General features: G+C 65.3%; 18 protein-coding genes. 10 read left to right on the top strand and 8 right to left on the bottom strand.

The window, feature by feature from the left end:
* The first annotated feature begins 148 nt into the window (after positions 1–148).
* Complete coding sequence (locus ASC89_RS07275) at positions 149–769, top strand: RES domain-containing protein (protein ID WP_055996297.1); 621 nt, start codon at positions 149–151, stop codon at positions 767–769.
* Between the two features lie 79 nt (positions 770–848).
* Here ASC89_RS07275 and ASC89_RS07270 read toward each other — a convergent pair whose 3' ends face one another.
* The 3 genes from ASC89_RS07270 to ASC89_RS07260 all read right to left on the bottom strand — a co-directional run bounded on the left by ASC89_RS07270 (position 849) and on the right by ASC89_RS07260 (position 5,203).
* Positions 849–1,340: a peptide deformylase gene (locus tag ASC89_RS07270; protein WP_055996294.1), complete on the bottom strand. Its 492-nt coding sequence runs from the start codon at positions 1,338–1,340 to the stop codon at positions 849–851.
* A gap of 4 nt (positions 1,341–1,344) precedes the next feature.
* A complete protein-coding gene (locus ASC89_RS07265) occupies positions 1,345–3,771 on the bottom strand; it encodes a penicillin-binding protein 1A (RefSeq protein ID WP_055996291.1) in 2,427 nt (808 codons plus the stop codon).
* 154 nt (positions 3,772–3,925) lie between these two features.
* The gene (locus ASC89_RS07260; protein WP_055877996.1) at positions 3,926–5,203 is read right to left on the bottom strand and encodes an N-acetylmuramoyl-L-alanine amidase; all 1,278 of its coding nucleotides are present in this window, start codon (positions 5,201–5,203) and stop codon (positions 3,926–3,928) included.
* 611 nt (positions 5,204–5,814) lie between these two features.
* On the opposite strand from ASC89_RS07260, the gene ASC89_RS07255 reads away from it, so the two are divergent.
* The gene (locus ASC89_RS07255; RefSeq protein ID WP_055877998.1) at positions 5,815–8,574 is read left to right on the top strand and encodes a ribonuclease E/G; all 2,760 of its coding nucleotides are present in this window, start codon (positions 5,815–5,817) and stop codon (positions 8,572–8,574) included.
* 81 nt (positions 8,575–8,655) lie between these two features.
* Here the strand turns inward: ASC89_RS07255 and ASC89_RS07250 are convergent, their stop codons facing one another.
* A complete protein-coding gene (locus tag ASC89_RS07250; protein WP_055996288.1) occupies positions 8,656–9,555 on the bottom strand; it encodes a GyrI-like domain-containing protein in 900 nt (299 codons plus the stop codon).
* Positions 9,556–9,679: 124 nt separating this feature from the next.
* On the opposite strand from ASC89_RS07250, the gene ASC89_RS07245 reads away from it, so the two are divergent.
* The gene (locus ASC89_RS07245; RefSeq protein ID WP_055878001.1) at positions 9,680–10,369 is read left to right on the top strand and encodes a YafY family protein; all 690 of its coding nucleotides are present in this window, start codon (positions 9,680–9,682) and stop codon (positions 10,367–10,369) included.
* A gap of 77 nt (positions 10,370–10,446) precedes the next feature.
* Positions 10,447–10,821 carry a VOC family protein gene (locus tag ASC89_RS07240; protein ID WP_055996285.1) on the top strand — a complete coding sequence of 125 codons (375 nt, stop codon included), beginning with the start codon at positions 10,447–10,449 and terminating at the stop codon, positions 10,819–10,821.
* Positions 10,822–11,141: 320 nt separating this feature from the next.
* Here ASC89_RS07240 and ASC89_RS07235 read toward each other — a convergent pair whose 3' ends face one another.
* A complete protein-coding gene (locus ASC89_RS07235; protein WP_244488410.1) occupies positions 11,142–11,639 on the bottom strand; it encodes a GNAT family N-acetyltransferase in 498 nt (165 codons plus the stop codon).
* Between the two features lie 16 nt (positions 11,640–11,655).
* Positions 11,656–12,810: a pyridoxal phosphate-dependent aminotransferase gene (locus ASC89_RS07230; RefSeq protein ID WP_055996279.1), complete on the bottom strand. Its 1,155-nt coding sequence runs from the start codon at positions 12,808–12,810 to the stop codon at positions 11,656–11,658.
* Positions 12,811–12,945: 135 nt separating this feature from the next.
* Here ASC89_RS07230 and ASC89_RS07225 point away from each other — a divergent pair, with 135 nt between their 5' ends.
* The 4 genes from ASC89_RS07225 (at position 12,946) to accC (ending at position 16,454) form a co-directional block, all read left to right on the top strand.
* Positions 12,946–13,869: a DsbA family protein gene (locus ASC89_RS07225; RefSeq protein WP_055996276.1), complete on the top strand. Its 924-nt coding sequence runs from the start codon at positions 12,946–12,948 to the stop codon at positions 13,867–13,869.
* 285 nt (positions 13,870–14,154) lie between these two features.
* Positions 14,155–14,589 carry a type II 3-dehydroquinate dehydratase gene (gene aroQ / locus ASC89_RS07220; protein ID WP_055996273.1) on the top strand — a complete coding sequence of 145 codons (435 nt, stop codon included), beginning with the start codon at positions 14,155–14,157 and terminating at the stop codon, positions 14,587–14,589.
* A gap of 10 nt (positions 14,590–14,599) precedes the next feature.
* Positions 14,600–15,100, top strand: coding sequence for an acetyl-CoA carboxylase biotin carboxyl carrier protein (accB, locus tag ASC89_RS07215; protein ID WP_055878013.1), 501 nt, complete (start codon positions 14,600–14,602; stop codon positions 15,098–15,100).
* Positions 15,101–15,107: 7 nt separating this feature from the next.
* Positions 15,108–16,454, top strand: coding sequence for an acetyl-CoA carboxylase biotin carboxylase subunit (gene accC / locus ASC89_RS07210; RefSeq protein WP_055996270.1), 1,347 nt, complete (start codon positions 15,108–15,110; stop codon positions 16,452–16,454).
* Between the two features lie 368 nt (positions 16,455–16,822).
* Here accC and ASC89_RS07205 read toward each other — a convergent pair whose 3' ends face one another.
* Entirely contained in the window at positions 16,823–17,764 is a 942-nt protein-coding gene (locus ASC89_RS07205) for an alpha/beta hydrolase (RefSeq protein WP_055996266.1), read from the bottom strand.
* A gap of 109 nt (positions 17,765–17,873) precedes the next feature.
* Here ASC89_RS07205 and aat point away from each other — a divergent pair, with 109 nt between their 5' ends.
* On the top strand, positions 17,874–18,503 hold the full coding sequence (gene aat, locus ASC89_RS07200; RefSeq protein ID WP_055878019.1) for a leucyl/phenylalanyl-tRNA--protein transferase: 630 nt from the start codon (positions 17,874–17,876) through the stop codon (positions 18,501–18,503).
* Positions 18,491–19,246 carry an APH(3') family aminoglycoside O-phosphotransferase gene (locus tag ASC89_RS07195; protein WP_055996263.1) on the top strand — a complete coding sequence of 252 codons (756 nt, stop codon included), beginning with the start codon at positions 18,491–18,493 and terminating at the stop codon, positions 19,244–19,246. The genes aat and ASC89_RS07195 overlap by 13 nt, the downstream gene beginning before the upstream one ends.
* 211 nt (positions 19,247–19,457) lie before the next feature.
* Here the strand turns inward: ASC89_RS07195 and ASC89_RS07190 are convergent, their stop codons facing one another.
* Entirely contained in the window at positions 19,458–20,243 is a 786-nt protein-coding gene (locus ASC89_RS07190) for an SDR family NAD(P)-dependent oxidoreductase (protein ID WP_055996260.1), read from the bottom strand.
* Positions 20,244–20,246: the final 3 nt, after the last annotated feature.

The raw sequence follows: 20,246 nt of genomic DNA, 5'->3' as shown, positions 1-20,246 counted from the left end.
TGAGATCAGTTCGGCGGCAATGAGGGTCCTAGAAGGAGGCGGTGCTTTTGCCCGGCGTTCGAGCGCCCTGGCGGTAGTCGGTACGTACCCAGCTGGAATTCGGTTCTATAGGGTGAGAACGCCAATCAAAAGTGGGACATCTATCCCGATGGATTGTGCTGTTAATGAAGGCGATGCGTGGGAAGCACCGGCCAGATTTGCTCGCGCTAGCAGGCTGAATGAAGAAGGGGAACCGCTGCTGTACACGAGCACCCGCCCGGATGTCTCGCTCGCCGAAGCAAGGGTGGATGAGGGCCAGCCAGCGGCAATCTTCGTCTATCGTTCCACCCGCGCCATTCGCCTCGCGCAAATTGGCGCGAAGGCCGCGGGTGCAGAACTCAGCGCTGACCAGTCGCACAAGATGAACATTCTAGCTGACTTTCTCCATGACGAGTTCACACGCGAGGTGGCGCCGGAAACAAGTCACCTCTACCGACTCTCCCAAACGATCGCGAAGGACCATTTCGATTGGCCACTTCAGGACGCGTGGTCGTACCCCTCGGTTGTCAAGAAGCCTATGTACAATACATGCTTTCGCCCGCCCAAGGCCCACGACTGCCTAACTTTGCTGGGGGCCTGGATCGGCACGCCGAGAGGAGAAGAAGGCATCGAGATCCGGTTCGTCGCGACCATCAATCGGGGGCAGTTTGAGTACCACGCATGGGGCTCCCCGGGCTTTGCGGAAGCACTTCGCGTTGAGCCGCTACTGAACCCCGAAGTACCAGATTAGACCTAGCATCTAGCCGTCGCGGATGCGATTTTTTCTGGCGCCCTCAAATCAATACCGGTTGAAGGCAGCGCCAACGGCGTCAGCCCTCGGCCCGCTTCCTCCACTTCTTCACCACCATCTCCCGCTTCAACCTGGACAGCCGCTCAAGGAAGAAAATGCCGTTGACCTGGTCGATCTCGTGCTGCGCGATGCGGGCGGGCAGGCCCTCGAAGCGGCGCTGCTGGCGGGTGCCGGTTTCGTCGTCCCAGGCGATCTCGGCGGCGTAGGGGCGAGCGATCTCCACCTCGACGCCGGGCATCGACACCGAGCCTTCGGGGCCGGGGATGCTGGGGCCGTCAGTCGAGACGATTTCGGGATTGTAGAGCACGAGGTAGTCGCGCTTTGCCGGGTCCTCGTCGGCGCTGATCACCACGACCGGGGCGACGGCGCCGATATGGACGGCGGCGAGGCCATAGGCATTGGCGGCGCGCGTTGCCTCGAGCAGGCGGTTGCCGATGGCCCTGAGGCTGTCGTCCAGCGGCCGCGGCTCGGCCTTGCGGGTGAGCCGCGGATCGGGATAGGCGACGATCATCGGGCTAGAACAGCCCGCCGCGGCCCAGCGTCATATCGGTCGCGGCCGGATCCTGGCCGGCCTGGATCGCCTGGAAGGCGTTGGAGTCGACGCCGATCACCGAGGTGACGAGGTTCGGGCCGGTGCCCGGCTTGAACGCCTCGTAGATCGCCTGATCGCCGCCATTGGCCTTCACGCCGGTGCCCGGATCGATCCACACCTGAGCCATGCCGCCGGGCATGTTGAACGGGGTCGGCGGCTTGCCCTTCAGGGCCTTGGAGACGAACTCGGTGAAGATCGGCACGGCCATCTCGCCGCCGGTCGACTGGCGGCCCATGTTGCGTGGTGTATCGAAGCCGACATAGACGCCAACCGCCAGCTCGGGGGTGAAGCCGATGAACCAGGCGTCCTTGTAGTCGTTCGAGGTGCCGGTCTTGCCGGCGACCGGACGGCCGAGACTCTTGGCGCCGGTGCCGGTGCCGCGCTGCACCACGCCTTCCATCATCGAGGTGATCTGGTAGGCGGTCATCGGGTCGAGCACCTGCTCGCGATTGTCGATGATCAGCGGCTCGCCCTGCTGGTTCCAGGTTTCGGCGGCGCAGCCGTCGCAGACGCGCTCATCGTGGCGGTAGATGGTCTTGCCGTAACGGTCCTGGATCCGGTCGATCAGGGTCGGCACGATGCGGCGGCCGCCATTGGCGATGGTGGCGTAGGCAGCGGTCATCCGCATATCGGTGGTTTCGCCGGCGCCGAGCGCCATGGCCAGCACCGGGTTCAGCTCGTCATAAATGCCGAACATCTTGGCATAGTCCGAGATCAGCGGCATGCCGAGATCCTTGGCGAGGCGCACGGTCATGACGTTACGCGAGCGCTCGATGCCGCGACGCAGCGTCTGCGGGCCGTAGAATTCCTGCGCGTAGTTCTCCGGCCGCCAGACCGAGCCGTCGCCATTGACGATCTCGATCGGGGCGTCGAGCACCACCGAGGCCGGGGTGTAGCCGTTATCGAGCGCCGCCGAATAGACGATCGGCTTGAACGAGGAGCCGGGCTGGCGCATTGCCTGGGTGGCGCGGTTGAACTCGGACTCGGCGTAGGAGAAGCCGCCGACCATGGCGAGCACGCGACCGGTGCGCGGATCCATGGCGACGAGCGCGCCTTCTAGCTCGGGCACCTGCTCCAAGGTGTAGGCGCCCTCGCGGTCGGCGAGCTTCGAGACATAAATCACGTCTCCGGGCTTCAGAATCGAGCCGAGCTTCTTGCTCACCCACTTGATATCTGGTCCGGCGATCGTGCCGGTGACGCGCTCGGCCGAAACCTTGCCTTCGATATCGGTGGCGGGACGAATGCCGATGCGGCCTTCGTTGTCTCCCATCTCAAGGACGACGGCGAGGGTCCATTCCGGCACGTCGCTGAGCGGCTTGACGGCGTTGACCGCGACGCCCCAGTCCGAACTGATATCGACGCTGGCGATGGGACCACGGAAACCTTCACCGTGGTCGTAGTGGATCAGCCCATCCATGAGGGCACGACGCGCATAATCCTGCAGGTGCGGGTCGAGCGTGGTGCGGACGCTGAGCCCGCCGCCATAGAGCTCGGCTTCGCCGTAGAGCTTGCCGAGCTGGCGGCGCACTTCCTCAGTGAAATACTCGGCCGAGAACAGCTGGCTGCCCGAGGTGCGCGGCTTGACGTTGAGCGGCTCCTCCTTGGCCTTGGCAGCCTCCTCGGCCGTCACGTAGCCATTCTCGACCATGCGGTCGATCACCCAGTTGCGGCGTTCGATGGCCTGCTTGGGGCGGCGGAACGGGTGGTAGTTGTTCGGGCCCTTGGGGAGCGCGGCGAGATAGGCGGCCTCGCTGAGCGTCAGCTCGTAGAGGGCCTTGTCGAAATAGTTGAGCGCCGCGGCGGCCACGCCATAGGAGTTGAGCCCGAGGAAGATCTCATTGACGTAGAGCTCGAGGATCTTGTTCTTCGAGAAGGTCGACTCGATGCGCAGCGCCAGGATGGCTTCCTGGATCTTGCGGTCCCAGGTCTGCTCGGAAGTGAGAAGGAAGTTCTTCGCCACCTGCTGGGTGATGGTCGAGCCGCCACCCTGGATCGAGTCATTGCCCTCGACGCGCGCCATGATGTTGTCGCGCAGGGCGCGCACCACACCGTCCACGGCGATACCCGAGTGGGTATAGAAGTCTTTGTCTTCGGCCGAGATGAAGGCGTTGATGATCAGCGGCGGGATGGTTTCGATCGGCTGGAACAGCCGGCGCTCCCGCGCATATTCGGCCAGGAGCGTCCCGTCCGCGGCGTGGACGCGCGTCGTCACCGGCGGCTGATAGTCCTTCAGCACGGTGTAATCGGGCAGCGTCGCATTCAGCTGGTTGAGATAGACGGCGCCAACCGCAACGGCACCCAGGGCGCAGAACACGCCGAAACCGAAGAGCCAGCCGAGAAGTCTGAGCATCAGATCGTGAACCTTGGAGCGGGCGCCATGGGTCCGATCGGATGCGGCGCGGAATATTGCGGAATCATACCAGACAAGGGCGGAAATGTGGACAAGGGCGTCCTTTCGAGAACTTGCCCTTCAAGAACTTGCGACGCGACGCGTACCCAAAACGTCACTGCGGCGCCACCGCGGCCTTCTGCGTGCTGTCGAAATAGTCGGCGATGCCGCGAGCCAGGGCGTTCACCACCCGGTCGCGCCAATCGGACTGCTGCAGGTTGGCGATGTCGGAGGCATTGGAAAGGAAGCCGAGCTCGACCAGCACCGAGGGCACGTCCGGCGCCTGCAATACGAAGAAATCGGCCTGCCGCACCGGGAAGCGGCGCAGCGCCACGCTCGGCTCGAGCTGGTGGACGATGGCCTCGGCGGCGAGGAAGCTCGATTTGCGCATCTCGCGCCGCATCAGATCGACGAGGATGTCCATCACCGCGGGCGTTGCCTGCGGCACCGAGAAGCCGGCGACGATGTCGTAGCGGTTCTCGCCGTCGGCCAGCACCTTGTCGAGCACGTCAGTGGCGTTCTCGTCACGGGTGTAGACGCTGGCGCCGCGGATCTCGGGCTGCTGGAAGCTGTCGGCGTGCAGCGAGATGAACAGGTCGGCCTTGTTCTGGCGGGCAAGATCGACGCGTTCGTTGAGCGACAGATAGGTATCATCCTCGCGAGTCAGCGCCACATCGAAGCGGCCGGAATCGATCAGCACCTTCTGCAGTTGCAGCGCGAAGGTGAGGGTGATGTCTTTCTCGTGCGTGCCATTGGGCGCACTGGCGCCGTTGTCGACGCCGCCATGGCCGGGGTCCAGCACCACCAGCGGACGGGTGGCAGTGATCGGCGCGTGGGTGCCGGGGTCGGTAGGAATGGTGGCGGGAGCGGCGCCCTGGTTGGCGATGGAGGCCGCGAGGTCGGAGGCGACCTTGGTCGCGAACTCCTCAGGGGTCGCCGCAATGATGTCGACGACGAGGCGGGCCGGCTGGTCGGCGACCGCATCGAGGATATAGGCCTGCTGCACCTGGGCCGGTTCGGCCAGCGTCAGCATGGTGCGCGCCCTGCCCTTTTCGGCCATCTCGACGGTATAGCCGGTGACGATGCCCTTGCCCGCGACGTCGGCCGGCGCGAGGATCTTCAGCTCGAACGCCTTGACGTCGATGGCGATGCGGTTGGGTTTGTCGAGCGAGACGATGGCAAACTCGGTCGGCCCCGAGAGATCGATGATCAGCCGCGCCCGCTGCGGCGTCGCGGTGACACGCGCATCGATGACATCGGGGTAATCATCGATCGATTCGAGCTGGGCGAAGGTCGGGTGCGCGGCGAACAGGCTGGCCACGAGGACAAGCACAATCGCCGCAAACCCAGCAAATCCGCGGGTATGGCCGGCGGAACCGGCAGATTTCAACAAGACAGCAGCGCTCCCTGAGAGTGGTGCAAGACGCCAGATCACTCGGGCGATTCTGCGGCGTTACGCACGGCGCGTCGACAATGCAATAATGTGATCGATCTGGAAGCCGCCCGTACCCATGGGTTTTGAGTTTCCTGTTGCCAATTTGCGGCAACAACCCTAAAGCCATCTTGAGGCGGCCTGCTGCCGCCACCATATGCCGGAGCGGCGCAATCGGCGCCCCTGGCCCTCGTGGTCGGCAGCGGCGGATCGGAAATCACCTGAGGTGACCCGGTCTGAAGTGCGGCACATTTGGCGCCTCGCGATAGAATCTCGATCCCTCGGGGTCGAAGAACAGGCGGTTTGATTAGCGCTGGCCTGTTCTCAAGGAAGAGGTCTGATGGCCATCGGGCAGACAAAGAGTGACGCGATCCCGAACAGCGGTTGCGCTTTTGTCGTCGAAGTCCCGGCTGCCTTCGCTCTCCAGTCTCGCGGCGGCGCGCGCGCCGTTGCTTTTGCCGGCGCCTCGCGCGCCATCCTCCTAAAACCATTCGCCTCGCATTGCGCTACGCCAGGAGGACCGGTTCGCCGGTCGATCGGTGTCGGCGCGCGACGGCGCGGAGACTTAGTCTATGGCTACAAAGCGCATGCTGGTGGATGCCATCCACCCGGAAGAAACACGGATCGTCGTCACTAACGGGAACCGGCTCGAAGAGTTCGATTTCGAATCCGCCCAGCGGCGGCAGCTGCGGGGTAATATCTACCTCGCCAAGGTGACGCGCGTGGAGCCCTCGCTCCAGGCGGCTTTCATCGAGTATGGCGGCAACCGCCACGGCTTCCTCGCCTTCTCGGAAATCCATCCCGACTATTACCAGATCCCCATTGCCGACCGCGAAGCGCTGCTGCGCGACGAGGCGCATGACGACGACGAGCACGAACACGAGCACGCCGCGGCCAATGCCGCCGCGCCGGCCGAGGTTTCGTCGGAGCATGACGACGCCGAGGGCGATGAAGAACACAGCCACATCGAGCAGGCGCCGACCAGCAACGAGCCGGTCGAAAGCGTCGGTGGTTCGGATGCGCTGGAAGACGTGCAGGAACGCCGTCGTCCGTCGCAGCGCCGCCACCAGTACAAGATCCAGGAAGTGATCAAGCGCCGGCAGGTGATGCTGGTGCAGGTGGTCAAGGAAGAGCGTGGCAACAAGGGCGCGGCCCTCACCACCTACCTGTCGCTGGCCGGCCGCTACTCGGTGCTGATGCCCAATACCGCGCGTGGCGGCGGGATTTCCCGTAAGATCACCAACGCTGCAGACCGTAAGCGTCTCAAGGACATCGTCGGGGATCTTGAAGTGCCGCAGGGCCAGGGGATCATCCTGCGCACGGCCGGCGCCAGCCGCACCAAGGCCGAGGTGAAGCGCGACTTCGAGTACCTGCAGCGGCTGTGGGAGAACGTCCGCTCGCTGACGCTCAAGTCGCAGGCCCCCTGCCTCGTCTACGAGGAAGGCTCGCTGATCAAGCGGACCATCCGCGACCTCTACAACAAGGATATCGACGAGTTGTTCGTGGCGGGCGACGACGCCTACCGCGAAGCCAAAGACTTCATGCGCATGATCATGCCGAGCCACGCCAAGAACGTGCAGCTCTACAAGGATGACGCGCCGCTGTTCAGTAAGTTCAACGTCGAAGGTCAGCTCGACCAGATGTTCTCGCCGCAGGTCACCCTGCCGTCGGGCGGCTATCTGGTGATCAACCCGACCGAGGCCTTGGTCTCGATCGACGTGAACTCCGGCCGCGCCACCAAGGAACACAATATCGAGGACACGGCGCTGCAGACCAACCTCGAGGCGGCGGAGGAAGTCTCCCGCCAGCTGAGGTTGCGCGATCTGGCCGGCCTGATCGTCATCGACTTCATCGACATGGTGGAGAACCGCTCGAACCGGGCGGTGGAGCGCAAGCTCAAGGAATGCCTGAAGAACGACCGGGCCCGCATCCAGGTCGGCCGTATCAGCCATTTCGGCCTGCTCGAGATGAGCCGCCAGCGTATCCGCTTCGGCGTGGTCGAAAGCTCGACGCACAAGTGCCCGACCTGCCAGGGCACCGGCCTTGTCCGCTCGGTGGAGAGCCTGGCGCTGATGGTGATGCGCAACGTGGAAGACCACGTGCTGCGCAAGCCTGGCCAGTCGATCAATGTGCGGGTGCCGACTGATGTGGCGCTCTACATCCTCAATACCAAGCGCGGCACGCTGAACAACCTCGAGGCCAAGTATGGCCTCTCGATCACCATCGTCGCCGATGACCATGTCGGTCCCTCGCACTTCGCCATCGAACGTGGCGAGGCCCGCGTACTCGACCGCAGCGAGCCTGCCGGCACGCACGTCCGCGTCGACACCACCACGATCATCGACGCCGAGGCCGAAGCGGCCGACGCGTTGATCGAGGATGAGGACGACGAGGAGGAAGAAGAAGCCGCTACCGGTGGTGGCGAGCGTCAGGCGCGGACCGAAGAAGGTGGCGAACGCTCCGGCCGTCGTCGTCGTCGTCGCCGTCGTGGTGGCGATCGCGAGGATCGTCCGCAGGGTGGCCAGCAACAGCAGCAGCCGCGCCAGCCCGTCGAGGCCGCATCGGACGACGAGTCCGAGGACGGTGAAGGCGATGAGGCGCCGCGCCAGGCGGGTGAAGGTGCCGTCGGTGAAGACGGCGAGCCGCGTCGTCGCCGCCGCCGCGGTCGTCGTGGCGGTCGTCGCAACCGTCGCGATGGCGAGGGTGGCGAGCAGCGTGATGGCGTGACGGCCGAGCCGAGTTCGGAAGAAGCCGTCGCTGCAGCCGACGCGCCGGCCGTGGCAGTGGTTGCCGAAGCGCCGGCCAGCGCGGCCGGTTCGGTGGCAGCCGACGAAGCGCCGGCCGAAAAGCCGAAGCGTGGTCGCCGCAAGAAGCCCGAGCCTGTGGCAGAGGAGTCTGCTCCGGTGGTTGCAGCGCAAGCTGCTCCCGAGGTCGCAGAAGCGTCAGCACCCGTAGTCGCGGATGCTCCCGTGGTCGCAAAGAAGCCCGCTCGGGGGGCAAAGAAGGCTGCTCCCAAGGCCGCGCCGGCTGCCGAGCCGGAAGCCGTCACCGAGGATGCTCCGAAGCCCAAGCCGTCGCGGGCCCGCAAGCCCAAGGCCGCGCCGGCTGAGGCCGTGGCTGCCGAAGCTGCGCCGGCGGAAACCGTCGCCGAAGCTGCCGCGGCTCCCGCGCCGGAGCCCGAGGCCGCACCGCGCCGTCGCGCCAAGAAGGTCATCCCGGAAGGCGAGATCGTCGTGAGTTCGACCGCCCCGGCCGCTGAAGAGCAGCCGGCGGAAGACGCCAAGCCGAAGAAGGCCGGCTGGTGGCAGCGCCGCCTGGGCCTCGGCGGCTAAGCGAAAGCACACATGCAGAATCGAAAAGGGCGGGATCATCTCCCGCCCTTTCTCGTTGCAGGCTCGCCTCAAGCGCCGGTCTCACGCCTCGATATGGCTTGTCATGGCCAGCGGCAGGAAGATGTCGGTGACGACCTCGTGTTCGGCAACGACCGGAACAACGCTCACCCGCTCACAGTAGAGCGGAAAATCCCGCAGGGTTTCACCGCTTGACGGTAACCAGTCGCGATACAGGAACTCGATCGCCGGCTCGACATTCTCGCTTCCGATGGCTCGCAGCACCGCACAACGTCCGGCCGGGATAACACCGGCCTCCACGCCCTGCTCGTTTGGTTCGATTGTTCGATCCGTCGCGGCACAGATGTCGACGCGGAACTCGTCCGCCGGCGTGATCTCGGAATCCGAATGAAAGACATTGTAGGTCTGACTTGCCGCCGCCTTCAGACCTACTGCGCGTCGCCAGCCGATGAACTTCTGGATGGTCGCACCGACCAGGGCCGGGTTGCCTCGGTGCTGCAGGACCGCGACCGGCGTTTCCGGCACCTCCACGGTGTGGACGTCGTCCAACGAGTACTTCGTTTTCATGAGCCTGCTCCTGGCGTTGGTCATTGGCCACAGACCGGCAAGCCACTCCTCCCAGTTGGGAGTATCCCGGAATGCGGAAGGGGTTTGTCCCAACCGTCCCCGAAATACGCGGGCAAAGGCATCGGGGGCAGCGTAGCCGACATCCAGTGCGGCCTCGGTTACGCTCGCCCCCTGCGTGAACGCCAGCACTTGTCCCGCTCGTTTCATGCGGACCAGTTGGACATAGCGATGCACGGAGATGCCGAAGGATGCCCTGAACTGGCGATGGAAATGGTACTTCGACAAGGCCGCAACGGCACTCAGCGCATCGAGGCCAAGATCGTCCTCGAGATGCTGGTCGATGTAGCTCAACACCCGTTTCATGCGCGCGTCATGGGCCGCTTGCCGCGTCGTCATCCTGCCCTCCTGTGGCGCGATCACTCTGCCAACGTGCTGGAAGGTACGCTCGACTGATCTTGCTGAAAAATGGCAGCGTCTGGAAGTCGACGCCGCTCCGCCGTCAATCTGATATCTGAGGCGCATGTCCCGCACCGAACGCCTGCTCGACCTGATCCAGTTGCTGCGCCGCCATCGGGCGCCGGTGACCGGCCCTGCCCTTGCCGATGAACTCGGCATCTCGATCCGCACGCTCTACCGCGATATCGCGACGCTGCAGGCGCAGGGCGCCGATATCCAGGGCGAACCCGGACTTGGCTATGTGCTCCGCCCTGGCTTCACGCTACCGCCGCTGATGTTCTCGGCTGACGAGATCGAGGCGCTGGTGCTCGGTTCGCGCTGGGTAGCCCGTCGCGCCGAGGATCCGCGGCTGGGCGATGCGGCAGCCAATGCCCTGAGCAAGATCACCGCGGTGCTGCCGAGCGAGTTGCGCGACAGCGTCGACGGCTCGAACCTCCTGGTCGGCGGCGGCGAGGTGATCCCGGCGCAGGTCGACCTCTCGGCCATCCGCCTCGCCATCCGCGAGCAGAAGAAGCTGGTTATCGCCTATCGCAATGCCGGCGGCACGGCGACCGAGCGCACGATCTGGCCGTTTGCCATCGGCTTCTTCGACCGGGTGCGTGTGGTCATCGGGTGGTGCGAACTGCGCACCGACTATCGGCATTTTCGGCTCGATCGTATCGACCGCATGGAGATCCTGGCTGAGCGTTACCCGCGCCGACGCGCCGCCATGCTGAAGGAGTGGCGCGAGCGCGAGGGTATTCCGGTTCGCTGAGCAGCGGGAAATCGACCACTGCCGGAAACTGTCAGTGCTGCCGGCTAGACGGTCTCCATCGACAACGGAGACCTCCCATGCGCACCCTCAACTACCTGCTCCTCGCCGTCCGCGACCCGCTGCGGAGCGCTGAGCTTTACAGCAAGCTGCTCGGCCGCGAGCCGGTGGAGAAAGCCCCGACCTTCGTGCTCTACGTGCTGCCCACTGGGTTGAAGATCGGCCTGTGGCTGGCCGACGAGATGGAGCCTAAGCCGAACGCCGCCGGCGGGGTTGAGATCTCGTTCAGCGAAGACAGCCAGGACGCGGTCCGCGCTACCTTCGAAGAGTGGAGCAAGCTGGGGCTGAAGGTGCTGCAGGCGCCGACCGAGATGGATTTCGGCTTCACCTTCGTGGTCGAGGATCTTGACGGCCACCGGCTGCGCCCGTTCGTGCTGGCGGATAATCCGCGCTAGGGCGGTTTCACTGGGAGCATCACCAGCAAAGCTGGTGGAGGCGCAGCCGCAAGTACCGTGGCGTCGGCACACCCCCTCCGAGCTGCGCTAGCCTCGCTGCGCTCCCAAGCTGCGCTTGCCTCCCCCGTCAAGGGGGAGGTGGGCATCGAGGTTGTGGCCAGACGTAGCCACAAGCACCGGCCGGCACCCTCCCCTTGACGGGGAGGGATGGGTGGGGTGTGCAGCGCGCGCGATGTTCGCTGGGACCACTCGTCCCTCAGGGAGCGCGGTAACGCCCCGAGGAGAGGGGCTCAGTAACGACAGCCGAAACGCCGGCTCGCTCAGACGGGCCGGTGGTGGCGGTAGACCAGATCTTCTGCGTCCTGGCGCGGGGCATCGTCGTCCCGCATCGCACCGAGGCGCACGGCCACAGCGATCGAGCGGGTGTTGGCGGGGTCGAAATAGCTGACGAGGCTCGGCAGCCGCAGCGTCGCAAAGGCCCAGTCGCGGAATGCCGCTGCGGCTTCCGTCGCGTATCCCTTCCCCTCAAAGCCGTGATAGAGCATCCAGCCCAGTTCCTTCTCGGGAAACAGCGGGCCGTGGTTGATGCTCACTTCGCCGACGCATACGCCGTCGTGTCGGACCACCATCAGCCCGCCATGGCCGAAAAGGTCCCAACTGGCGATGTCGTGGCAGAACATGCCCCAGGCGCCCCAGCGGTCGAATGGCCCGCCCATATACTTGGCCCGGTCCGACATCATGATCTGCTCGAACGCGGGAAAATCCGCGAGGGCCGGCCGACGCAAGCGCAGCCGCGCCGTCTCGATCGTAGGAATCACCAGCCCGCTCATCGCCTTAACGCCCCTTCAAGAACCTCTCGATCCGGTTCAGACCCTCGTCGATCGTCGCGCGTGTGCCGGCGTAGGAGAAGCGCACGAAGCGGTTGCCGTTGAGCCGGTCGAAGTCGATGCCAGGCGTTGCCGCCACCCCGACTGCGTCGAGCATCTGCATGCAGAAGCTGAGCGAGTCATTGGTGAAGCGGGAAAAATCGACATAGGCGTAAAACGCGCCGTCGCCCTCGTTGGCGGAGGCAAGACCGAACTGCGCCAGCCCCTCGGCCAGCACGTGCCGGTTCACCGCGTACTGCGCCTTCTGCTGCTCGGAATACTCCCGCTCGCCGAGCGCCACGCGGCCGGCGATCTGGCTGAGGGTCGGGGCGGCGATGAACAGGTTCTGCTGCAGGATGTTGGTGCGCCGGTTGAACCGCTCGGGCAGCACCATCCAGCCGATGCGCCAGCCGGTCATGCAGTAGTATTTTGAAAAGCTGTTGATGATGATGGCGTCGTCGGTGAACTCGAGTGCCGACACCGACGGCGCCCGGTAGTCGAGCCCGTGGTAGATCTCGTCGGAAATGAATTGCACGCCGAGCCGGGCGCAGACGTCGACGATCTCCTTCAGCGCCTCGCGCGTCACCGCGGCGCCGGTCGGGTTGGCCGGCGAGGCGAACAGCAGGCCATCGAACTTTTCGCGGGCATAGGCCGCCTCGACATCGGCGGCGCTGAGCCGCCAGCCGGCGGCGGCCGTCACCGGGATCTCGACCGCCTGCATGCCGAGGGCATCGAGCGTGTTGAGGTAGGCCGGGTAACCGGGACGGGTCACCGCGATCTTCGCACCAGGCCCGAATGCCCCGAGGAAGGCGAGGATGAAGCCCGAAGACGAGCCCATGGTCACGACGATGCTCTCGGGATCGACCGTCGCGCCGTGCTGCGAACCATAATAGTCGACCAGGGCGCGGCGCAGTTCGATCTGCCCGGCCGAATGGGTGTAGTGCTGCGGCAGTTCCAGCGCGGCGGCAACCGCCTCGCGCACCCGCGGCGCCGGCGGCGCACCCGGCTCGCCCGATTCCATGTGCATCACGCTGCGACCGCTCGCTTCGACGAGCTTGGAGCGCGCGGTGACTTCCATCACGTAGAACGGCCTCAGGCCGGTGAGTTTTTCGTCGGTCTGCATGGCGCCTTGGCTACGGGAATTGCCGCGCCGCCTCAACTAGAATTGAAGCCGCGGCGTTCGGTCCGGGCGGCGCAGCATGGCATAATCGGCCTGGTCTGCTAGACAGGACCGCAACAGGGTCGTTCCGGAGTTCGCATGTCTCGCCTCACCACCATCCTCGTGCTTGCCGTCGGTGTGCTGGCGGGCGGGCTCGGCGCGACGCTGCTGTCGGCGCCGAAGCTCGATGAAGCTGCCGTCACGGCCATCGCTGAGAACGTGGTGGCGAAGGCCAAGCCGGAGCCAGGCCTCACCGCTTCGGCGGTGGAAACCATCGTCGCCGACCTGATCGCCAAGCAACCCAAGCAGGACACCCCGCAACCGGCGGCGGCGCTCGAGCAGTCGGCCATCGATCCGATGATCGAGAAATACCTGCTCGGCAATCCGCGCATCCTGCAGAAGGTTTCCGCCGCCCTCGATGCCGAACTGACCGCCGAGCGCATGGCCGCGACGCGCACTGCGATGGTCGAGCTCAAGCCCGCGATCTTCGAGTCCGAGAACGGCATCGTGCTCGGCAACCCAAATGGCGACGTCACGCTGGTCGAGATGTTCGACTATAATTGCGGCTATTGCCGGCAGGCCCTGCCCGATCTCGCGGCGCTGCTCGACAGCGACAAGAACCTCAAGGTGGTGCTCAAGGAGTTCCCGATCCTGTCGCAGGGCTCGGTGGATGCCGCGCGCATTGCCGCGCAGGTGGCGGACGCCGATGTCGACTACTGGGCCTTCCACCAGGCGCTGTTCACCAGCCGCGGCCAGGTCGACAAGGCGGCGGCGCTGAAGGCGGCGGCGGACCTCGGGCTCAACCCCATCACCCTCGAGATGGGCATGGCGACGCCGAGAGTCGACAAGGTGATCGAGGAAAGCTACCGCATCGCCGACCGGCTGAAGATCACCGGCACCCCGACCTTCATCATCGGCGACGAGATCATCCCCGGCGCCATCGGCCTCGACGCCCTGAAGCAACGCATCGCCAATATGCGGGCGTGTGGGGCGACGGTGTGCACCACGGAGCAGCCGGGCTGAGTGACTTAGGCGATCAACCTCTCCGCCGGCGCGAGCCGCCCCCCACCCCTGTCCCCTCCCCGCAAGGGACGACAAGATGTCGCCCTGAGGGGGAGGGAGACCAAAACACTGACACCGGTGGGAGCGTCTCCCTCCCCCTTGCGGGGAGGGGACAGGGGTGGGGGTCCACAGCCACCGCGTAAAGCGGCGTTCGACCCGCTCTGCCGCCGCAAATCCGCCCTTTTTCGTGCATTACTCCGCGCCACGCTTGCGCCCGCTGGGGGGCCAGTGCAAAAGGCACGAACCATGGCTCACCGCGTCCTTGTTCTCAACGGCCCGAACCTCAACATGCTCGGGACCCGCGAGCCCCAGACCTACGGCTCGCAGACGCTTGCCGACATCGAGAAGATGGCGATTGCCGAAGGCAAGACGCTTGGCCTCGAGGTCACCTGCAAGCAATCCAATATCGAAGGCGAACTGGTCACCTGGATCCAAGAGGCGCTGGGCAGTTTCGACGCCATCGTCATCAACCCGGGCGCCTATTCGCACACCTCGATCGCCATCCACGATGCGTTTCGCGCCGTGGCGTTGCCGGTGATCGAAGTTCACCTCTCCAACATCTACACCCGTGAGGCGTTCCGCCATCACTCCTACGTTTCGCCGGTGGCGATGGGGGTGATTTGCGGTCTGGGCGCTACCGGATATAGGCTGGCGCTCCACGCACTGGCCGAAAAACTCTAAGAGGCAGAATATGACCAAGGCGTCGTCCCCGAATACCGATCAGGAACTGATCGAGGCCATCGCCAAGCTGCTCAACGAGCAGAACCTTGCCGAGATCGAGATCGAACGCGACGACCTGCGCGTCCGCGTCACCCGCTCCTATGCCAGCCAGGCGGTGCAGCAGGTCGCTGTGCCGGCCTACGCGCCGGCTCCCGCGGCCTATGCCGCCGCAGCGCCGACGGCTCCGGCCGGCTCCGCGGCAGGCATCGCGCCCGCTAGCGACGACCTGAGCTCGAACCCGGGCACCCTGACCTCGCCGATGGTCGGCACGGCGTATCTCTCGCCCGAGCCGGGCAAGCCCGCCTTCGCCAGCATCGGCACCAAGGTGTCGGAAGGCCAGACCGTCCTCATCATCGAAGCGATGAAGACGATGAACCAGATCCCGGCGCATCGCTCGGGCACCGTCACCCGCATCCTCGTCGAAGACGCCTCGCCGGTCGAATACGGCCAGCCGCTCGTCGTGATCGAGTAAACCCAGGATGTTCCAGAAGGTCCTCATCGCCAACCGTGGCGAGATCGCGCTCCGCATCCTCAGGGCCTGCAAGGAGCTCGGCATTCAGACGGTGGCCGTCCATTCGACCGCCGATTCCAACGCCATGCATGTGCGCCTCGCCGACGAAAGCGTCTGCATCGGGCCGCCGCCGGCCAAGGACAGCTACCTCAATATTCCCTCGATCATGGCGGCCTGCGAGATCACCGGCGCCGACGCCGTGCATCCGGGTTATGGGTTCCTCAGTGAGAATGCGCGCTTTGCCCGCATCCTCTCGGAACACAAGATCACCTTCATCGGGCCCTCGTCGCACCATATCGAGATCATGGGCGACAAGATCACCGCCAAGAAGACGGCGGTGGAGCTCGGCATTCCGGTGGTGCCCGGCTCGGTTGGCGAAGTGAAGACCGAGACCGAGGCCAAGCAGACCGCGGCCGAGATCGGCTACCCGGTGCTGATCAAGGCGACTGCCGGTGGTGGCGGGCGCGGCATGAAGGTTGCCGCGACCGAAGCCGATGTACTGATCGCCTGGTCGACGGCGCGGGCCGAGGCCAAGGCCGCCTTCGGCAATGAATCCGTCTATATGGAAAAGTACCTCGGCAAGCCCCGGCACATCGAAGTGCAGGTGCTCGGCGACGGCCAGGGCAATGCGGTGCACCTCGGCACCCGCGATTGCTCGCTGCAGCGCCGGCACCAGAAGGTGTGGGAAGAGGCCTCGGCGCCGACCGTCCCCGCCAACGAGCAGGCCGAGATCGGCGAAATCTGCGCCGCCGCGATGCGCAAGCTCAAATACTCGGGCGCCGGGACCATCGAGTTCTTGTACGAGGACGGCAAGTTCTACTTCATCGAGATGAACACCCGCCTGCAGGTGGAGCACCCGGTGACCGAGCGGATCACCGGCGTCGACATCGTCTACGAACAGATCCGCGTCGCCTCGGGCGAAAAGCTCAGCCTGGCGCAGAAGGACGTCCAGTTCACCGGCCACGCCATCGAAGTGCGCATCAATGCCGAGGATCCGCAGACCTTCGCGCCCTCGCCGGGCAAGATCCAGTTCTACCATCCTGCCGGTGGCGTCGGCGTGCGTGTCGACAGTGCGGTGTACCAGGGCTACTCGATCCCGCCCTACTATGACTCGCTGATCGGCAAACTGATCGTCTATGGCCGCACCCGCGCCGAATGCCTGCAGCGCCTGCGCCGCGCGGTGGACGAGTTCGTGGTCGATGGGGTGAAGACCACCCTGCCCCTGTTCCAGCGGCTGATCAAGGAACCGGACATCATCGCCGGCAACTACGACATCCACTGGCTGGAAAAGTTCCTCAAGGACAACAAGGCCTGACAGTCAGGCGACGGCACGTCCCCAAGTTCGATGCATCCCCGCGAAAGCGGGGATGTTCGTTTTGAATGCCTCGGTGCGGACCACGCGGCTGCAACGGGCACCAGTTCGCCTCTCCCGCAAGGGGAGAAGGCAATCACCGCGCTGCCCGGGGCTCCCGACTCGTTAACGAAATCTGAACGAGCACTCCAGCGTCGGTTCAGCCGTGGGGTGGCATGGATCGCCATCCTAAGGAGATCGTGCCATGCCGCACATGATCGATTACCTCGACGCCCTCGTCCTGATGCTGCCGGTCGTGCTTGCCGCGATCAGCCTGCCGCTGCTGGTGCGGCTGGTGATCCGCTGAGCCCGGAGCGTTTCAACGAAACGCTCTAGCTTCCGAGACTCTTGAGAAACCCACCCATCTCGGCGCGATAGCGCGCGGGGCTTTCCTTGAACGACAGCAGGTGGTTGGCTTTCGTCTGGAGGAACGTGGTCGGCTCCTGCCGCGCCGCGATCAGGCGCTTGCTGATGGTGATCGGCACCAGCGCGTCGGCGGTACCGTGGGCGAGAAACACCGGGCCGGGGAATTTTGCCACTGCGTCGAGGCTGATCGCCTCGTTGAGCCGGGCTTTCCGATAGGTGTCGAAAGCGATGATGCCGGCGCGCGCCAGGGTGCGGGCCAGCGGGATCATCCGCGCGCCGATCTTGTCGGCGGCCACCTCGGTGAAATCGAGCGCCGGGGCATCGAGCGCCAGGGCGACCACCTTGTCGGTTTGGGCGGAGTGCTTGAGGAACTGCCCGACGATACCGCCACCCATCGAATCCGCGGCGAGGATGATGCTCGGAGCGCCACGCTCCGATATCCAGCGCACCGCCGCATCGAGGTCACGCCACTCCTCGACGCCAAAACTGTAGATGGCATTCTCGGGAGACGGCGCGCCCTTGTCGTTGCGATAGGTGATCAGCAGCGTCGGGATGCCGGCCTCATTGAGGATCGACAGCTGCCGGTAGCCGTTCTCGCGGATGCCGCCGATGCCGTGCACGTAGATCGCCCAGGGACCGTCCATATTGGCGGCCGGCACGAACCAGGCCTCGGCCGCGCCAAGTTCGGTCGTATAGCTCACCGTCTCGAACGGCAGCCCCAACGCGGTCAGCGGGTCGCCGCGATAGCCGAGCTCGTAGGGGTCGGTTGGCGGGTTGGGGTTATTGGCGCCGCTCCAGTCGACCCCGCCGGGGGTCAAGAGGTGGTTCATCAGCATGGAGGTGCCGACACCGCCCGCGGCGACGAACAGGACTGCGAAGGTAACGATCGCGATGAGGATGCGCCGCACTCACTTGTTCATCTGACTATCACGGTGTCAGGGATATCGCGTGCGTTTGCGGCGGTTGCAAGCCCGCTTTGGCGTTGTTTCGTCGACCGGCCGGGCCCATATTCGGCCCATGAGCAAGAAGCCCGATCCGTTCGCCATCGATTTGACGCCCGAGCTGATCATCCGTGCCTACCAGGCGGGTATTTTCCCGATGGCGGAGGATGCGGATTCGCCGGACCTGTTCTGGGTCAGCCCGCAGAAGCGTGGCGTCATCCCGCTCGACGACTTCCATATCTCGAAAAGCCTGAGGAAGACGCTGCGCACCCACCCCTTTGAGGTGAAGGTCGATACCGATTTCGCCGGCACCATCGAGGGTTGCGCCACGGCCGGGGTCGACCGCGAGTCGACCTGGATCAACCCCGAGATTCGCCGCCTCTATGGCGCGCTGTTCGAGCGCGGCATCGTCCACACCGTCGAGGTGTGGGATGGGGCTGCGCTGGTCGGCGGGCTCTACGGGGTATCGCTGGGCGCGGCGTTCTTCGGCGAATCGATGTTTCATCGCAAGACCGACTGCTCGAAGATCGCCATGGCGCATCTGCTCGAGCGGCTGGTGGCCGGCGGCTATCACCTGCTCGACACGCAGTTCGTCACCGATCACCTTCGCACCTTCGGCGGCATCGAGATCCCGCGCGAGGATTATGAGGCGCGCCTCGCCGAGGCGCTGCGGCACCAGGGTGATTTCTTCGCATGCGACCACTAGACCTGCCGCCCGGCTGGGTGCGCAACATCGACCTCGTGCCGCAGACCATCGGCGAATCCGGCGCGTGGGTGTATCGGGCCGGAGCCGCGCATTTCATCAAGTCCGAGCCAATCTCGCCGCTGGCTGAGCTGCCAGGCGAGATCGAGCGGCTACGCTGGCTGCATGATACCGGGCTGCCCTGCCCCGCGGTGATCGACGCGGCCGACCATGGCGGCCGGCACTGGCTGCTGATGACGGCGGTGCCCGGGCATGACCTGGCGTCCACGCCTGGGGTGACGTCTGAGGTAACGGCTGAGACCGCCATCCGGGTGGTCGCCGAGGCGCTGCGCCAGCTGCACGGGCTCGATCCCGCGAGCTGCCCGTTCGATCATCGCGCCAGCATCCGCGTCGCTGCTGCGTCGGCGCGCTACCATGCCGGGCTCTATGACGGCAACGACCCCGACCAGGGCCCGGCGGACTACGCCCGGCTCATCGCCGGCGTCCCGACAGCCGAGGACCTCGTCGTCACCCATGGCGACGCCTGCTTTCCCAACTTCATGGCCGAGGATGGGCACTTTACCGGCTTCATCGATTGCGGCCGGCTGGGCGTTGCCGACCGCTACCAGGACCTGGCGCTGGCCTGCCGCAGCCTCGATTGGAACTATGGGGCGGCCTCGATCCCGGCGTTCCTCGCGGCCTATGGCATTGCGGAGCCGGACCGGGCGAAGCTCGAGTGGTACACGCTGCTGGATGAGTTTTTCTGAGGGGTTGTGCGCTACCGAGCAACTCCATTCCTTCTCCCCTCAGGGGAGAAGGTGGCCGACGGCCGGTTGAGGGGTGAAGCGGCGCAACGAGCGCTCGCTGAGAAGCTGAACCCCTCACCCGAGTTACGCTACGGACCTAAAGGTCCGAGCTGCACTACCCTCTCCCCTGAGGGGAGAGGGGGGCTCGCTCCGTGACGCATCGCAACTAACGTTAATCCACCTGCGCTCCGCCAGTGGCATTCGCCACCGTCGCCGTCATGGAAGCCGCGAGGTCCGAGGACAGCAGCACTGCGACATCGGCGATCTGGGCCAGCGGCGTCAGTTGGCGGAGTGGCGTGCGCTCGCCGGCCCGGCGTTCGGCTTCCTCGAGGGTGATCCCCTCCTCCCTGGCGTGCAGCAGGAACGCCTCCCGCACGCCTGGCGCGTCGGGCGAACCGGGCGAGCGGACGCAGACGCAGCGCACGCCGGCAGGACCGTTCTCGACCGCGAGGTGGCGGAGGAAGTGTTCGATGGCGCCCATCGCCACGCCGAAGCCGCCCATGATGTCATAGGCCTCGCGGGCGGCGTTGGCCGAAATGCCGACGATGACGCCGCCGCCATTGGCCGCCATATGACGGGCATTGGCCGTGCCGGTGGAGAACCAGGTCTTCATTCCGGTAACGATCGGGGCGATGAACTTGTCGCGCGGCATATCGATGAGTTTCTGGCCCTGGGTGTCATCGACCGCCACGGCATTGAACATCAGCTTCACCGGACCGGCCTTGGCGACGATCGCCTGGAGGTGCGCCTCGACCGCATCGTGGTCGGTCGCATCGACCGGAGCGACCTCGGCCCTGCCGCCGGCTGCGGCAATCTCAGCCGCTACAGCTTCAAGCCGCTCGCGGTTGCGGGCAGCGAGGAACACCCGCGCGTCCTCCCGGGCATAGGCTTTGGCGACGGCGCCGCCGACTGCTCCGGAGGCGCCATAGACGATGGCCGTCCGACCCTTAAGCAGCATGGC

It is taken from the genome of Devosia sp. Root413D1 (assembly GCF_001425235.1).
GTDB lineage: Bacteria > Pseudomonadota > Alphaproteobacteria > Rhizobiales > Devosiaceae > Devosia_A.
The sequence above is the reverse complement of the archived record's forward strand: the minus strand, read 5'-3'. Positions and strand labels throughout refer to the sequence as shown.

Coding starts and splice junctions, on each gene's coding strand:
- ASC89_RS07275 (WP_055996297.1), top strand. CDS start 149: ATGGATTGTGCTGTTAATGAAGGCGATGCGTGGGAAGCACCGGCCAGA.
- ASC89_RS07270 (WP_055996294.1), bottom strand. CDS start 1,340: ATGATCGTCGCCTATCCCGATCCGCGGCTCACCCGCAAGGCCGAGCCG.
- ASC89_RS07265 (WP_055996291.1), bottom strand. CDS start 3,771: ATGCTCAGACTTCTCGGCTGGCTCTTCGGTTTCGGCGTGTTCTGCGCC.
- ASC89_RS07255 (WP_055877998.1), top strand. CDS start 5,815: ATGGCTACAAAGCGCATGCTGGTGGATGCCATCCACCCGGAAGAAACA.
- ASC89_RS07250 (WP_055996288.1), bottom strand. CDS start 9,555: ATGACGACGCGGCAAGCGGCCCATGACGCGCGCATGAAACGGGTGTTG.
- ASC89_RS07245 (WP_055878001.1), top strand. CDS start 9,680: ATGTCCCGCACCGAACGCCTGCTCGACCTGATCCAGTTGCTGCGCCGC.
- ASC89_RS07240 (WP_055996285.1), top strand. CDS start 10,447: ATGCGCACCCTCAACTACCTGCTCCTCGCCGTCCGCGACCCGCTGCGG.
- ASC89_RS07230 (WP_055996279.1), bottom strand. CDS start 12,810: ATGCAGACCGACGAAAAACTCACCGGCCTGAGGCCGTTCTACGTGATG.
- ASC89_RS07225 (WP_055996276.1), top strand. CDS start 12,946: ATGTCTCGCCTCACCACCATCCTCGTGCTTGCCGTCGGTGTGCTGGCG.
- aroQ (WP_055996273.1), top strand. CDS start 14,155: ATGGCTCACCGCGTCCTTGTTCTCAACGGCCCGAACCTCAACATGCTC.
- accB (WP_055878013.1), top strand. CDS start 14,600: ATGACCAAGGCGTCGTCCCCGAATACCGATCAGGAACTGATCGAGGCC.
- accC (WP_055996270.1), top strand. CDS start 15,108: ATGTTCCAGAAGGTCCTCATCGCCAACCGTGGCGAGATCGCGCTCCGC.
- aat (WP_055878019.1), top strand. CDS start 17,874: ATGAGCAAGAAGCCCGATCCGTTCGCCATCGATTTGACGCCCGAGCTG.
- ASC89_RS07195 (WP_055996263.1), top strand. CDS start 18,491: ATGCGACCACTAGACCTGCCGCCCGGCTGGGTGCGCAACATCGACCTC.
- ASC89_RS07190 (WP_055996260.1), bottom strand. CDS start 20,243: ATGCTGCTTAAGGGTCGGACGGCCATCGTCTATGGCGCCTCCGGAGCA.